General features: G+C 59.5%; 12 protein-coding genes. 7 read left to right on the top strand and 5 right to left on the bottom strand.

What is annotated here, in order from left to right; genetic code table 11:
• Nucleotides 1-5 precede the first annotated feature (5 nt).
• Entirely contained in the window at nucleotides 6-1,724 is a 1,719-nt protein-coding gene (ptsP, locus tag FXY94_RS03930) for a phosphoenolpyruvate--protein phosphotransferase (RefSeq protein ID WP_016663721.1), read from the top strand.
• A gap of 74 nt (nucleotides 1,725-1,798) precedes the next feature.
• On the opposite strand, the gene FXY94_RS03935 is transcribed toward ptsP, so the two are convergent.
• The 3 genes from FXY94_RS03935 to FXY94_RS03945 form a co-directional block, all read right to left on the bottom strand.
• Nucleotides 1,799-2,071 (bottom strand): HPr family phosphocarrier protein, encoded by a 273-nt coding sequence (locus tag FXY94_RS03935; protein ID WP_016663722.1) that lies wholly within the window; start codon nucleotides 2,069-2,071, stop codon nucleotides 1,799-1,801.
• A gap of 123 nt (nucleotides 2,072-2,194) precedes the next feature.
• The gene (locus FXY94_RS03940; protein ID WP_016663723.1) at nucleotides 2,195-2,755 is read right to left on the bottom strand and encodes a PTS sugar transporter subunit IIA; all 561 of its coding nucleotides are present in this window, start codon (nucleotides 2,753-2,755) and stop codon (nucleotides 2,195-2,197) included.
• A 35-nt stretch (nucleotides 2,756-2,790) separates the two neighbouring features.
• The gene (locus FXY94_RS03945; protein WP_016663724.1) at nucleotides 2,791-3,276 is read right to left on the bottom strand and encodes a GtrA family protein; all 486 of its coding nucleotides are present in this window, start codon (nucleotides 3,274-3,276) and stop codon (nucleotides 2,791-2,793) included.
• Nucleotides 3,277-3,331: 55 nt separating this feature from the next.
• Between FXY94_RS03945 and fdhD the strand changes: the two genes are divergently transcribed.
• Complete coding sequence (gene fdhD, locus FXY94_RS03950) at nucleotides 3,332-4,204, top strand: formate dehydrogenase accessory sulfurtransferase FdhD (RefSeq protein ID WP_016663725.1); 873 nt, start codon at nucleotides 3,332-3,334, stop codon at nucleotides 4,202-4,204.
• Nucleotides 4,205-4,212: 8 nt separating this feature from the next.
• Here the strand turns inward: fdhD and FXY94_RS03955 are convergent, their stop codons facing one another.
• Nucleotides 4,213-5,610: a PTS galactitol transporter subunit IIC gene (locus FXY94_RS03955; protein ID WP_016663726.1), complete on the bottom strand. Its 1,398-nt coding sequence runs from the start codon at nucleotides 5,608-5,610 to the stop codon at nucleotides 4,213-4,215.
• A complete protein-coding gene (locus tag FXY94_RS03960) occupies nucleotides 5,610-6,812 on the bottom strand; it encodes an ROK family transcriptional regulator (protein WP_016663727.1) in 1,203 nt (400 codons plus the stop codon). Before FXY94_RS03960 ends, FXY94_RS03955 begins: the two co-directional genes overlap by 1 nt.
• A 180-nt stretch (nucleotides 6,813-6,992) precedes the next feature.
• On the opposite strand from FXY94_RS03960, the gene xylA reads away from it, so the two are divergent.
• The 5 genes from xylA to mmsB all read left to right on the top strand — a co-directional run bounded on the left by xylA (nucleotide 6,993) and on the right by mmsB (nucleotide 13,509).
• A complete protein-coding gene (gene xylA / locus FXY94_RS03965; RefSeq protein ID WP_016663728.1) occupies nucleotides 6,993-8,186 on the top strand; it encodes a xylose isomerase in 1,194 nt (397 codons plus the stop codon).
• A 6-nt stretch (nucleotides 8,187-8,192) separates the two neighbouring features.
• Complete coding sequence (xylB, locus tag FXY94_RS03970; protein ID WP_016663729.1) at nucleotides 8,193-9,560, top strand: xylulokinase; 1,368 nt, start codon at nucleotides 8,193-8,195, stop codon at nucleotides 9,558-9,560.
• Between the two features lie 63 nt (nucleotides 9,561-9,623).
• Nucleotides 9,624-10,739, top strand: a complete 1,116-nt coding sequence (locus FXY94_RS03975) for a substrate-binding domain-containing protein (RefSeq protein ID WP_016663730.1) — start codon at nucleotides 9,624-9,626, stop codon at nucleotides 10,737-10,739.
• 35 nt (nucleotides 10,740-10,774) lie between these two features.
• Nucleotides 10,775-12,298 (top strand): sugar ABC transporter ATP-binding protein, encoded by a 1,524-nt coding sequence (locus FXY94_RS03980; RefSeq protein WP_269472710.1) that lies wholly within the window; start codon nucleotides 10,775-10,777, stop codon nucleotides 12,296-12,298.
• Nucleotides 12,295-13,509, top strand: a complete 1,215-nt coding sequence (gene mmsB, locus FXY94_RS03985) for a multiple monosaccharide ABC transporter permease (protein WP_016663732.1) — start codon at nucleotides 12,295-12,297, stop codon at nucleotides 13,507-13,509. Before FXY94_RS03980 ends, mmsB begins: the two co-directional genes overlap by 4 nt.
• Nucleotides 13,510-13,654: the final 145 nt, after the last annotated feature.

Genomic DNA, 13,654 nt, shown 5'->3' on the forward strand with positions numbered 1-13,654 from the left:
ATAGTGTGACGACATACCGAGGCGTCGCCGTAAGCGCCGGCCGCGTGATCGATCCGGTCAAGGTTATGGCCCCTCCCGTGACCGAACCCGAGGCCGGAAAGACGCTCCCAGAGGGTGAAGCGCGCGAGGCTGAGGCTGCTCGCATCTCACAGTCAGCTGCGGCGGTCAAAGCAGATCTTGAAGCGCGCGCGGAAAGAGCGAGTGGCGACGGCAAAGCCGTTCTCGAGGCGACAGCGCAAATGGCGGCGGATCCAACGCTCACAACGAGCGCGGAGCAGCTTGTACGCACCGCCGGTATGAGCGCCGAACGCGCCGTGTGGGAAGCCGGCGAGCAGGTCGCCACGATGCTTGAGGGCCTCGGCGGCTACATGGCCGAGCGCGTTGCCGACGTTAAGGATGTGCGCGCTCGCATCGTCGCCCACCTCCGCGGCGAACAGGCGCCCGGCATCCCGTTCTCGACCGAGCGCTTCGTACTCGCCGCGATCGATCTCGCCCCCGCCGACACAGCAACCCTCGACCCGACCATCGTTTCGGCGCTTATCACCTCCGACGGTGGGCCGCAGTCGCACACCGCGATTCTCGCGCGCCAGCTTGGGATTCCTGCCGTTGTCGCCGCGAAAGGCGTCGAGAGCATCGAGCCGGGAACGGTCGTGTACGTGGATGGTGCCGCCGGCACCGTGACCAGTGAGTTCGGCGACCGAGAGCGGGAACTCTCCGCCACCTGGTACGAGCTCGTGAAAAACCCGCTCACATACTCCGGCGGGGGTGCGGAGCTTTTCGACGGTACCCGCGTTCCACTGCTCGCCAATGTGGGCGGCGAAAAGGACGCGGCTTTAGCCGCCGAGGCCAATGCTGACGGCGTGGGTCTCTTCCGAACCGAGTTCTGCTTCCTCGACCGCGACGAGGAGCCGAGTATCGAGGAGCAGGCCGAGGCGTATGCGGGGGTGCTTCGGCACTTTCCGGGTAGGAAGGTCGTGATCCGTACACTCGACGCGGGTGCCGACAAGCCGCTTCCGTTTTTGACCGATGCCGACGAGCCGAACCCCGCGCTTGGCGTCCGGGCCTATCGCACCTCGTGGGAGAAGCGCTCGGTGCTCGAGAACCAGCTGAAGGCAATCGCAAAAGCGAGCTGCGAGACGAGCGCTGAGCCGTGGGTCATGGCACCGATGATCTCGACACTCGAGGACACCGAAGATTTCGTGTCGATGGCACGCTCCGCTGGCGTGGAGCGCGCCGGCATCATGGTCGAAACTCCGAGCGCGGCCCTCACAAGCGATCACCTGATGGGCGTCGCCGACTTTGCTTCGATTGGCACGAACGACCTCACGCAATACACGATGGCTGCCGACCGCATGCTCGGCTCCCTCGCGCAGCTCAACGATCCGTGGCAGCCTGCCGTCCTCGCGCTCGTGGGCGCAACGGCGACGGGTGCGCGGGTCGCGGGTGGCGACCCGGAAGCCTTCGGCGACGGCGCGAACAAGCCCGTGGGCGTATGCGGTGAGGCAGCAGGCGACCCCGCGCTCGCGGTCGTCCTCGTGGGGCTCGGTGTGAACTCCCTGTCAATGACGCCTCGATCGCTGCCAGCAGTCGCGAAAGTCTTGTCGACCGTGTCGCTGGCGGATGCGCGCGAACTCGCTCGTCTCGCGGTGTGCTCACCGACCGCCGCCGAAGGCAAACGGGCCGTGCGTGCGAAGCTCCCCATCATTGAGGAACTCGGACTCTAACGGGCTGAATGAAGCGAAGGGGGTATGCCGCTCGGCATGCCCCCTTCATCAGCCAACAGAGGTGTAGTTGGTACTTAGGCCTGCGCGTCGAGATCCGTCTCGAGAAGCTCCGCGAGCTTGTTGACCGACTCTTCGGCTCCGTCGCCCTCGGCACGCAGAACAACCTCGTCGCCGTGGCCAGCGCCGAGAGTCATAAGCATAAGAATTGACGAGGCGTCGATCGGCGCGCCGCCAACCTTTTCGATCGTGACCTTCGCGGGCTGTTCACCCGCGGCCTTCGAGAAAATAGCGGCGGGGCGGGCATGGAGCCCGGAAGCGGCCGCAATCTTGACGGTGCGTTCTGCCATGATGTGCCTTTCGACGAGCCGGTATGCCACATGGACAAACACCAGCGGGAAAATTTTAGTGAGGCCACCCTACCGAATGACGCTGCAGGTGACCTTGTTGGAACCGTCTCGTGCGGGCCATCCTCACAGCCCGCGAATCTCCTCGAAGTCAGGATCAAACACCGCGAGAACCTCGAGCGGCGCCTCTGCCTCAGCTAGTGCCCGGCGGCGATCCTCCTCCGCAAACACCTGCGAGATTGCCTGAAGCAGCATCAGATGCTCATCGCCAATGCCCGCAATGGCGATAACGAACGACACCTTTTCCTCGCCGCTGTCACCCCAAGCAATCGGCTCGTCATACTTCACGACGCTCATCGCTGTGCGGTGAATATTGCTCTTTGCCTCGCTCGTTGCATGGGGAACCGCAACGCCATACCCCATAAACGTTGACACCGCGTCCTCGCGCTCGTGCATCGCCTCAACATACGCCGGATCGATCGCCTCGAGTTCAACGAGGAGATCGCCTGCCTCCTCAATCGCCTCGCTCTGATTTCGAGCAAGGCCCGGAACGCGAATCGCATGCGGCGAAAGAATGACCGACTCGCCCGACGCCGACGGCGCCCCTTTCCCATGATCGCGCGTTACATCGCATGCCCACCGCGGAGCAGCGTGCTCAGATCCGTCACGACTTCGTGAAATGTTCATGATCCACGCCTTTCAAAAGATGCTTCACCTCGAGTCTAGGTGGCGTCGGACCCCTCCGCCTCAGGAAAAACGAACTTCCCGTACGTGAAGTACCGGAACGTCGTGGAAACCACCTGGCCAATGAACGTGCCGCTCACGTTGTCCGCGAAGGCCGAATCCAGCCCGAGGACGTAGCGGGAAAACCCCAGGCAACCGAGCTGCAGCGCGCTCGCGATCACGTTCACGATGATGAACGCGAGAATGGATTTCGCGGTCTGCGGCTTGTCACGGTCCCCGTACGTCCAAAAGCGATTCCCGAGATACGTGAGGCAGCTGGCCGTCGCGATCGTGAGGATCTTGGCGAGGATCGGCTGGCCGTGCATGAGCCCCTCGTCCCAGCCGTGCGTCGGGCTCCAAAACACGAGGACGTTATACATCGCCGCATCAAAGAAGAAGACGAGGCCGCCCACGATCAGGAACTTCGAGCCGCGCAGCGCATGTGCAAGAGCGGCAGCTTTCGAGGGGGAGTCCTTCGCGGTCACGCCCCAACATTACAGGCCGTGCTGCAGCGAACGAATGGAGTTAGGCTGAGGTGCTATGGGACGAGTGACAGCATCGACGCGCCTCACGCGCGTACGCATCCGCGACGGCAAGCTTTACCACTCCGAGCGGCCCGATAGCGTCGCCGTCGAAGAGCCGCTCGACATTCGCCTCAACGGCCAGCAGCTCTCGATGACGATGCGCACCCCCGGTCACGACGTTGAACTCATCCACGGTTTCCTTCATGCGGAGGGGTACATCACGAACCGCGATGACATTCGCGAAGCTCGCTACTGCGATGGCGCCGTCGTTGAAGACGACTCGGGTTTCGAACGCAACACCTACAACGTCATGGATTTCACCACCCGCACCATCACAGCAGCCCCGGTGATCACGAAGCCGTTCCTTACCTCGAGCGCGTGTGGCGTGTGCGGTTCGGCTTCAATCGACCAGGTGACGCAGCGGGTACGTCACGATTTCGCTCCGACGTTTGCCATGCAGCCGTCGAACCTTCTTCGGGCGCAACGCGAGCTAGGCGACGGCCAGGCGGCGTTCTCGAAAACCGGCGGCGTGCACGCGGCAGCCCTCCTTACTCCGGAGGGTGAGCGCCTTGTGCTTCGTGAGGACGTCGGCCGTCACAACGCCGTCGACAAAGTGATCGGCTGGGCCCTCCTCGAGGATCGCCTGCCCCTCAACGACGCCGTGCTTCTCGTCAGTTCACGTGCCTCCTTCGAAATCGTGCAGAAGGCCGCGATGGCCGGCATCGGTCTCATCGCGTGCGTGAGTGCCCCCTCCTCCCTCGCGATCGACACTGCCCAAAGGCTCGGCATCACCCTGTGTGGATTCGTGCGCAGCGAAGGTGACGATGACGGGCGCTTCAACGTGTACTGCGGTGTCGAGCGGGTTGATCTTTCGGGCAGCGAGAGCTGACTCCCAAGTTAGTCAAGTCCTGCCTGGCTATTGGCGTTGGTGTGCTCGCCGTGCTTATCGCGCGCTGCGACGATCGCAAGAGCGCTGAACGAGAGAACTGCACCTGCAACGACCCACCAGTCCCCAAGTGAAGCAAGAGCGGGATAAAACCAGTTTGCGGGATTCGCCCCCGGGGTGAGAGAGATGACGGTTGCAGCGCTGGAGTCTGTACCTACATGTGTATCCGCTGCTACAGCGGTGCAGAGCGGTGCTACCCATGTCGCCATGAAAAGACCGGGCACGAGAAGAATTGTGGCCCCTGCGACCGTACGAATGATGTTTCCACGAAATACCGCGACCATGAGCGCCACGATGAAGGGAGTTGCGGCAAGATCAACAAGCGGAAGTACTCGATTCCCCAAGGGCTCGAGTGCGATTGCAAGGGCCAGGGTAATGGGTATCAGGAGGAGACCAGAAGCGATCACAGCTGGGTGGCCGACCGCTACTGCGGAGTCAACGCCGATATACAGGGTGCGGCTGGGAAAGCGTTTTTTGACGAAGGCTTGGGCAGCCTCGGAAATGGGTAATAACCCACCAACTAAGACCCCAACCATCTGCGGTAGAAGGTGCATCACCGCGGCCATTGAGATGGCCAATGTGAGAATCTTCTTGACGTCGTCAGGAGGGGTCGAGGTTCCCGCAAAACTCAAGGTACCGATGAACAGGCCGAGGAAGAGCCCCATGATCATAGGTTCTCCGATCATGCCCAGTCGCTTCTGAATGGTCTCGGGGGTCGCGTCAAGCTTGTTGAAGCCCGGGATTCGGTCGAAAAGCCAATTGAGGGGGATGGCAAACAGGCCGTACGGAGAGCTGGTCCCGTGCGCCAGAGAGAGACCTGGCAGCTCGAAGTACTTTTGGAAGATGGGCGCTGTGAGGTCAGCAAGGGCCAGCATGAGTGTCATGTGTGCGGCCGCACCAACGAGACCCCATACAAAGGATCCCGTAACTTCGCCGACCAGCGCACCTACGAAAGCGCTTGTCCAGTAGTTCCAGAGATCGATGTTGAAGGTTCGGGTGAGGCCCAGCGCGAGATATAGGAGATTCATGCCCGCCACGAGCGGAATAATTGCCGCACCGTAGAGCGTGGCGTACGCTGCTGCCCCCATGTAAGGCCATCCCACATCGACAATATCGAGGCCGACGCCGAAACGCCCCGCCATCGACTGCGCAGCCGGGCTCACCTGGTCGCTCATGAGCGTGATAACGAGGCCCACACCGATGAAACCAATACCGATCGTGAGGCCAGCGCGGAACGCCTTCGAGAACGGTAGCCCAAGAAACCAACCAAAGAGCGTGATGATGACGGGGAGGGCGATCGCGGCCCCAAGGTCAGTGATGTAGTGGGCGACCCCAACGATTGTTTCCATTACGCGCGCTCCAGTGGCGTATGTACCGCTCGAGAGCGGTCGCGCTCGATCCAACTCACCGGGTCGTTGAGAAGCGGTAAAAGTGCGTACTGGGTTGCCCCCACGAGGGTGGAGTCGCCTGCGAAGGCGGACTTGGCAAGGGTTATGGGGGCGCTTGGGGCGCTGAGGCAGTGTGCGTCCATCGCGCGCCGCACCGGCGTTTCGATTGCATCGAAGAGCTCGCCGAAATACCCCGAAAGGATTACCGTTTGGAGGTCGAGTAGTGTCAGTGCACTGGAAATGGCAACCCCGAGCCAGAGCCCCGCTTTTTCGAGAACGGCGCCATCAATGCGATGCGCAAGTTCGTCAATGTGTACGTGTTCGGGCACATGCGCTGCCTCCCGAAGGGCCCATGCGCTCGCGAAGGCTTCCAGGCAGCCTCTTCGGCCACATTGGCAGCGCGGACCATGGGGGTCGAGAGTTGTGTGTCCGATCTCCCCGGCCCACCCCAAGTCCCCGTGGAGAATTTCGCCGTTGAGAACGATGGTTCCACCGATCCCTGTTTCGCCGTGGACGAGTAAGAAAGATTCTTCCGCTCGGGAAATGAGCTCGGAGCGCGCTACGAGACGTGTGTCATTTCCGAGAAGGGGGCTCGGAAGAGCTGCGGGTGCGGTCACTTTTCTGATGGCTGCCGTGTGAACCATCGAGGCGAAATCAATATCGGCCCAATCGAGACCGGGGGAGGAGACAACTTTCGTGCGATCGGCACTCATTCGGCCAGGAACGGCGATCGTAATGCCAGCGATGGTGCAGCCTTCAGGCAAAGCACTGTGGGCATCGGAGATGAGTTGGCCTACGAGTTCGGCAGCGCGGTCAGGGCGTCCGTGGTTAGTGCCGTACTCCTTGTGAGTAATGAGCGTCTCGCCTGCGAGATCGCGCGCAAGAATGGCGGCGTGATCGGCGCTCACTTGAATCCCTAGACCGCACACGGTTTTGGGTGCAGGTAGAAGGGGAGTCGTCGGCCGTCCCGACCCGCCTGTGCGCTGGAGAGGCCCTTCAATGATGAGCTTCTCATCGATGAGTGTTTCTACGAGTTTCGAAATGGTTGGTTTCGTGAGGCCAGTTGCGGCGGCGATCCCTGCGCGTGAAAGCGGTTCGGGGGTTCGAACGATCGCGGTGAGAACTCGGGCGAGATTGTGGGAGCGAAGGTCCGTAGGTTGCATAGCGCCCTTCATTTTACGAGCGGCCGCGGAGGTGTCGGACAAGCGAGTGCGGCTCTTGCAGGAATCGACTTGACAGAGCTATGTTAGTAAAAGAAACTAACTATTGCTAGTCAATCGTCGGCCTTGCCGACAAAGCCGATCGGCGAGAGTCGATCACCTCGATGACGAAAGGTGCCTATCATGGCAGCTCCGCAGCCCACTCGCGACGACAAATTCACCTTTGGCCTCTGGACAACCGGCTGGGAGGCACGCGACCAGTTTGGCCTTGCTACCCGTCCGGCCCTCAAGCTCGAAGATCACCTTCGCAAGCTCGCCGATCTCGGTGCGTGGGGCTACACGTTCCACGACAACGACCTTTTCCCGTTCGATGCCACCGATGCCGAGCGTGAAGAGATGATCAATCGTCTCAAGAAGGCGACAGAAGAAACCGGCCTCGTGACTGAGATGGTCACGACCGACACGTTTGCGCACCCTATTTTCAAGGACGGCGCATTCACCTCGAACGATCGCTCTGTTCGTCGATACGGCCTTCGCAAGGTCCTCAAGAACGTGGACCTTGCTGCCGAGCTCGGCGCCAAGACATTCGTTATGTGGGGTGGTCGTGAAGGCTCGGAGTACGACTCCTCGAAAGACCTCTATGCAGCGCTCCAGCGCTATGCCGAAGGCATCGACACAGTCGCCGGCTACATTAAGTCAAAGGGTTACGACCTTCGTATCGGTCTCGAGCCCAAGCCCAACGAACCCCGAGGCAACATTTTCCTTCCCACCATCGGCCACGCCCTCGCCTTCATCGAGCAACTCGATAATGGCGACGTTGTCGGAATCAACCCCGAAACGGGCCATGAGCAGATGGCTACATTGAACTACAACCATGGTCTCGCCCAGGCCCTGTGGAGCAACAAGCTCTTCCACATTGACCTCAATGGTCAGCATGGTCCCATGTATGACCAGGACCTTGTGTTCGGCCACGGCGATCTCATTCAAGCGTTCTTCACCGTCGACTTGCTCGAGAACGGCTTCCCGTCGCGCCCTGGCGCTTTTGACGGTGCGCGCCACTTCGACTACAAGCCTTCGCGAACCGAACACGAGAAGGGCCAGTACGACGCGGCCGCCGCGAACATGGAAATGTACCTTATGCTCAAGGAACGCGCCGTGGCTTTCCGTCAGGACCCCGAAGTCCAAGAAGCCCTCGCATACTCGGGTATCGACGAGCTCGCGGAACCGACCATTGGCGAAGGTGAAACGCTCGAAGACATCCTTGCCGATAAGTCGGCCTACGAGGAGTTCGATGCCGATAAAGCCGGCGAACGTAACTATGGTTTCGTGCGCCTGCACCAGCTCGCGATGCGCCACCTCATGGGATTTGGGGCCTGATATCGCATGGCACTCGTTCTAGGGATTGACTCCTCGACCCAGTCCACCAAGGCGCTCCTCGTTGAGGCCGAAAGCGGCGAGATCGTCGAGGAACGCCGCGCACCGCACCCCGATGGAACCGAGGTCAACCCTCAGGCCTGGCTCGACGCACTCGAACACGCAGCCGGACCGCTCCTCGAGCGCGCCCAAGCTGTCGCTGTCGGTGGTCAACAGCACGGCATGGTTGCACTCGATGCCGAAGGAAACGTCGTGCGGGACGCGCTTCTCTGGAACGACACGCGGAGCGCGGGCGCCGCCCGAGACCTCATTGAGGAATTGGGTGGCCCCGCCGCTGCGGCCGAGCGAACCGGTAGTGTTCACGTTGCATCACTAACTGCGACGAAATTGCGATGGATGCGTGACAATGAACCGGAAAACGCCGAACGCACCTCGCGCGTTGTGCTTCCGCACGATTACATCAACCACGTTCTCGATGCTCGCGGCGGATTCTTCACCGATCGCGGCGATGCATCGGGTACCGCGTACTTTTCCCCGAAACTCAACGGTTACGATCCTGAACTTCGTATTCAAGCGCTTGGTCATGACTTTGAAGCGCCGGAGATTGCCGGGAAGCCGAATCAAATCATGGGTGAGACCAAAAGCGGCGCAGCGATCGCTCCCGGAACTGGCGACAATATGGCAGCAGCCCTCGGGCTCGGGCTTGGAAGAGGGGATGTTTCGGTCTCTATCGGAACTTCGGGTGTCGCGGCGATGGTCGTTGATGCGCCCGTCGCCGATCCTACTGGCGCCGTGACCGGTTTCGCGGATGCCACCGGTCGCTGGCTTCCGCTTGCGTGCACTCTCAACGCCTCGCGGATCCTCGACTTCGGGTGCCAAATTCTTGGGGTGGATTACGAGAACCTCGGTGAAATGGCGCTCGCATCTGAACCCGGCGCTCGAGGTGTGGTCTTCATTCCTTATCTTGATGGAGAGCGCACCCCGAACCGACCGGAAGCAACAGGAACGCTTTTTGGGCTCACTCGCAAGACTCGTCGAGAGGACATTGCTCGCGCATGTGTCGAAGGGCTCCTTTGCTCTCTCGCCGACGCCGTCGGATTCCTCGAGAATGTCTCCGGAGAACAGAGCGAGCGACTTCTTTTCATCGGTGGAGGTATCAAGTCGCGTGCTGTGCGTGAATTAGCTCCCACGGTGTTCGGGCGCGAAATCCTTGTACCCGAACCAGCCGAGTACGTGGCTCTCGGAGCAGCTCGCCAGGCGGCCTGGGCTCTCCATGGTGGCGACACAGCACCCGAATGGTCCTTTGGCCGAACCCAGAGCTATTCGGGCGAAAGTGCACCCCAAGTTCTCGAGGCGTACCAAGAAGCACGCGGCTGAAAAGCCGTATCAACCGTAACCCCACAAAGCTCTGCGCGAGCCAATAGTTCGAAGGAGAACACCGTGAACCACACTGTAGGAAGGCGTGCGGTTCTCGCTGCGCCACTATTCGTCTCACTCTTGTTGAGCGGATGCGTGGCGGAGCGCCCAACCACAAGCCGAAAGATCGACCCGAGTAACGCCACTGTCGGCGTTTCCATGCCTACCAAATATCTTGAGCGGTGGAGCCGTGATGGTGGTAATCTTGATCGCCTTTTGAAAGAGGCTGGATTCTCGACGAGCTTGCAATACGCCGACAATAAGCCGGACATGCAGTTCAGCCAGATCCAGAACATGATCAACCAGGGCGTCGATGTGCTTGTGATCGCGCCGATCGACGGAACCATGCTCGCGCCAGTCGTTGACCTTGCTGCCGAAAAGGGAATCCCGACGGTTGCATACGACCGCTTGATTGAAGCAACCGAGGGCATCGGGTACTACGTAAGCTTCGACAACCGCACCGTTGGTTCGTATCAGGGGCAGTACCTCGTCGACACGCTCGAACCAGATCCTCAAAAACCAAAGAATGTTGAGTTATTCGGTGGATCGCCTGATGATCCCAATGCTGCACAGTTCTTCGGCGGAGCGTGGGATGTTCTCGCCGAGCACTTCGAATCTGGGGCTTTTACGTCGCCGTCGGGAAAGGTCCCCGCAAGCCCGGAAGGCTGGAAGCAAATCGGCATTCTCGGATGGGACAGCGCGCAAGCACAATCGGAGATGCAGACCCGACTCAACTCTTTCTATGCAGATGGAACCGAGCTTCACGCGGTGCTGTCCCCCAACGACTCACTCGCGCTTGGAATTGCTCAAGCCCTCGACGCTCGCGGTTACAAGGTCGGTGACAACTGGCCTCTCCTCACCGGGCAAGACGCTGACAAAGCGAACGTCATGAGCATTATCGCTGGCAAGCAGTCGATGACCGTCTTCAAAGACACTCGAAAGCTTGGCGAACGCGCCTTCACAATGGTCGACCAGATCATTAAAGGAGCGGACGTCGAAGTGTCCGAGGGCAAGGAGTACAACAACGGGAAAAAGGACGTTCCCACCTACCTCCTCGACCCGGCCGTCGTCACGAAGGACACCTACAAAGAGATCCTCGTGGATTCTGAGTACTACACAGAAGCTGATCTGGGGCTCTGACCGGCATGGTGCAAGAAACGCCAATCATCCTTGAGATGCAGGGAATCCGAAAGACTTTTGGCCCTGTTGTTGCGCTCGATCGAGTAGATCTTCAAGTCGCCAAAGGTGCCGTTCACGCAATTTGTGGTGAAAACGGAGCCGGCAAATCCACCCTCATGAAAGTTCTCTCGGGGGTGTATCCGGCGGGAGAGTATGAAGGTGCCATCGTGCTCGACGGTAGCGAGGTCGAGTTCAAATCGATTCGCGATAGCGAGAAGGCGGGAATCGCCATCATTCACCAGGAACTCGCGCTCGCGCCCAATCTTTCGATCCTCGAAAATATCTACCTGGGCCGCGCCAAAACCGCACGGTTTGGGATCAACTGGCAGCCCATGCGGCAAGAAGCAACTCGCCTTCTCGCCAAGGTAGGCCTAGACGAAAGTATTGACACTCTCGTCGGCAACTTGGGCGTGGGGAAGCAACAACTCGTCGAGATTGCGCGAGCGCTTTCGAAGGACGTCCGCATCCTCATTCTGGACGAGCCCACGGCCGCCCTTAACGACGATGACTCGGAACAGCTGCTCGAGCTCGTCCGACAATTGCGCGCTGAGGGCGTGGGGTGCGTGATCATTTCCCACAAGCTCAACGAGGTCGCCGCGATCGCTGACTCCGTCACGATCATCCGCGATGGGCTTACCGTCGAGACATTCCACGTGGCGGACGAGGGCGCGATCGATGAAGCCCGCATTATCCGTGGAATGGTCGGCAGGAGCCTCGATCACCGCTACCCCGAACACGAGCCGAACGTCGGCGAGGAATTGCTCAGAGTCGAAAACTGGACGGTTGAGCATCCGACCATCCCTCACCGCTTCGTCAGTAAGGAAATTTCACTCGACGTCAAGAGTGGCGAGATCGTGGGAATCGCCGGACTCATGGGATCCGGTCGTACCGAGTTCGCGATGAGTCTTTTTGGCCGCTCATACGGAACATACCGCTCCGGTGAAGTGTACAAGGCGGGAAACCTTGTAGACACCTCGAGCGTACGCAAAGCAATCGATAACGGCTTTGCCTACGTTTCTGAGGATCGCAAAGAGCTAGGCCTCAACCTCATCCAATCAATTCGGACGAACATCTCCTCAGCAAATCTCAAGAAACTCACGAAGCACGCGATGATCAACTCAAATGAGGAGATGCGTGTGGCCGAGCGCTATCGCTCAAGCGTAAGGATCAAAACACAAGATACCGGCGAAGCCGTCGGCAATCTTTCCGGAGGAAACCAGCAGAAGGTCGCTCTCGCTAAGTGGCTTTATACCGATCCGGAGATTCTCATCCTTGACGAACCCACGCGCGGCATCGACGTGGGAGCAAAGTACGAGATTTACGAGCTCATCAATGCTCTCGCCGACGAGGGGAAGGCAGTGCTCGTAATTTCTTCCGAGATGCCCGAACTCATCGGGATATGCGATCGCATATATGCCCTCAACGAAGGCAGCATCACAGGCCAACTCGGCCGAAACGAATTCTCACAAGAGGCCCTCATGCGCCTCATGACCAATCAGAAGGCAGGTGCGGCAGCGTGAGCGCATCAACAGAAACCGTAGAAAACACAAAAGCAAAGCCAAAGTGGCTGAGGACTCTCAATGTGCGTGAGTCAGGCCTCATCATTGCCCTCATAGGCATCGTCATTCTCTTTCAGATTCTCACCGGCGGGCGACTTCTCGTGCCAGACAACATCGCCTCGCTTATCCAACAGAACGCCTACGTCATGATCCTTGCGATCGGCATGATGCTCGTCATCATCGCAGGCCATATCGATCTCTCCGTCGGTTCGACCGTTGCGATGATCGGCGGTGTCTTCGGTGTCGCCACCATGAGCTGGCACATGAACTGGGTCCTTGCGATCATTTTGTGCCTTCTCGTTGGCCTTGCTGTTGGCGCGTGGCAAGGCTTCTGGGTGGCCTACGTCGGAATTCCGGCGTTTATCGTCACCCTCGCAAGCATGATGATCTTTCGCGGGTTTGCACAACTACTCGTCGGCCAAACGATTTCCGGATTTTCGCCGTCGTTCATTCAGATTGGTAACGGCGCGGTGCCGAACGTTCTTGGCTTCACGAATACTCCGGCCATCGGCTATCTAGAGGGCATTACCCTGCTCCTCGGCATCGCCGCAATCGTATCGTTTATCCTTTCTCAGCTTCGGGCTCGCTGTTTAAGGAGAGCACATGAGCTTGAGGTGTCTCCCGCGGGTATGTTCTGGGCGCGGATCATTTTTGTATCGCTGATTATTGCACTCTTTACATTCTTGCTCGCCAACTCCACTGGAGGCTTCCCCATTATTCTGGGCATTGTCGGCATTCTCGTGCTTCTTTTCGCGTGGGTGCTCGGCCAGACGCCGTTTGGGCGGAACATTTACGCGGTAGGTGGAAACTACAAGGCGGCTGCGTTGTCAGGTGTGAACGCGAAGGCTGTCACCTTCAACGTCTTCCTCATTGCCGGTGTTCTCGCGTCGATTGCGGGCATCGTCGTCACGTCGCGCGCCGGTGCTGCAGTGGCGAATGCTGGCCAAGGTTACGAGCTTGATGCCATTGCCGCTTGCTTCATCGGTGGCGCCGCAGTCACCGGCGGTGTTGGCAAGATCTCGGGCGCCATGATTGGTGCGCTCATCATGGGCGTCTTGAACATCGGCCTTTCCATCCTCGCGGTCGATCCCGCATGGCAACAGGCCATCAAAGGCATCGTTCTCCTCGGTGCCGTGGCCTTCGACCTCGTGAACAAGAAACGCGCCGCATAGGAGTTCATACGGCGCTTGACGAAGAACGGTGGATGAGAAATTCTCATCCACCGTTCTTTTCTTCTTGCCGGAGTCGATACAAGACGGCGGCGTGGAGGATGGCCGTGTTTATATCGCTTGTTGAGGGGCTGCGAGAAACGACTAC

This window comes from Dermabacter jinjuensis (assembly GCF_902381725.1).
Taxonomy (GTDB): domain Bacteria; phylum Actinomycetota; class Actinomycetes; order Actinomycetales; family Dermabacteraceae; genus Dermabacter; species Dermabacter hominis.

Excerpts from the sequence above, each read along its gene's own strand:
- fdhD (WP_016663725.1), top strand. The coding sequence starts at position 3,332 with ATGGGACGAGTGACAGCATCGACGCGCCTCACGCGCGTACGCATCCGC.
- FXY94_RS03955 (WP_016663726.1), bottom strand. The coding sequence starts at position 5,610 with ATGGAAACAATCGTTGGGGTCGCCCACTACATCACTGACCTTGGGGCC.
- FXY94_RS03935 (WP_016663722.1), bottom strand. The coding sequence starts at position 2,071 with ATGGCAGAACGCACCGTCAAGATTGCGGCCGCTTCCGGGCTCCATGCC.
- FXY94_RS03980 (WP_269472710.1), top strand. The coding sequence starts at position 10,775 with ATGCAGGGAATCCGAAAGACTTTTGGCCCTGTTGTTGCGCTCGATCGA.
- xylB (WP_016663729.1), top strand. The coding sequence starts at position 8,193 with ATGGCACTCGTTCTAGGGATTGACTCCTCGACCCAGTCCACCAAGGCG.
- FXY94_RS03940 (WP_016663723.1), bottom strand. The coding sequence starts at position 2,755 with ATGAACATTTCACGAAGTCGTGACGGATCTGAGCACGCTGCTCCGCGG.
- FXY94_RS03960 (WP_016663727.1), bottom strand. The coding sequence starts at position 6,812 with ATGCAACCTACGGACCTTCGCTCCCACAATCTCGCCCGAGTTCTCACC.
- xylA (WP_016663728.1), top strand. The coding sequence starts at position 6,993 with ATGGCAGCTCCGCAGCCCACTCGCGACGACAAATTCACCTTTGGCCTC.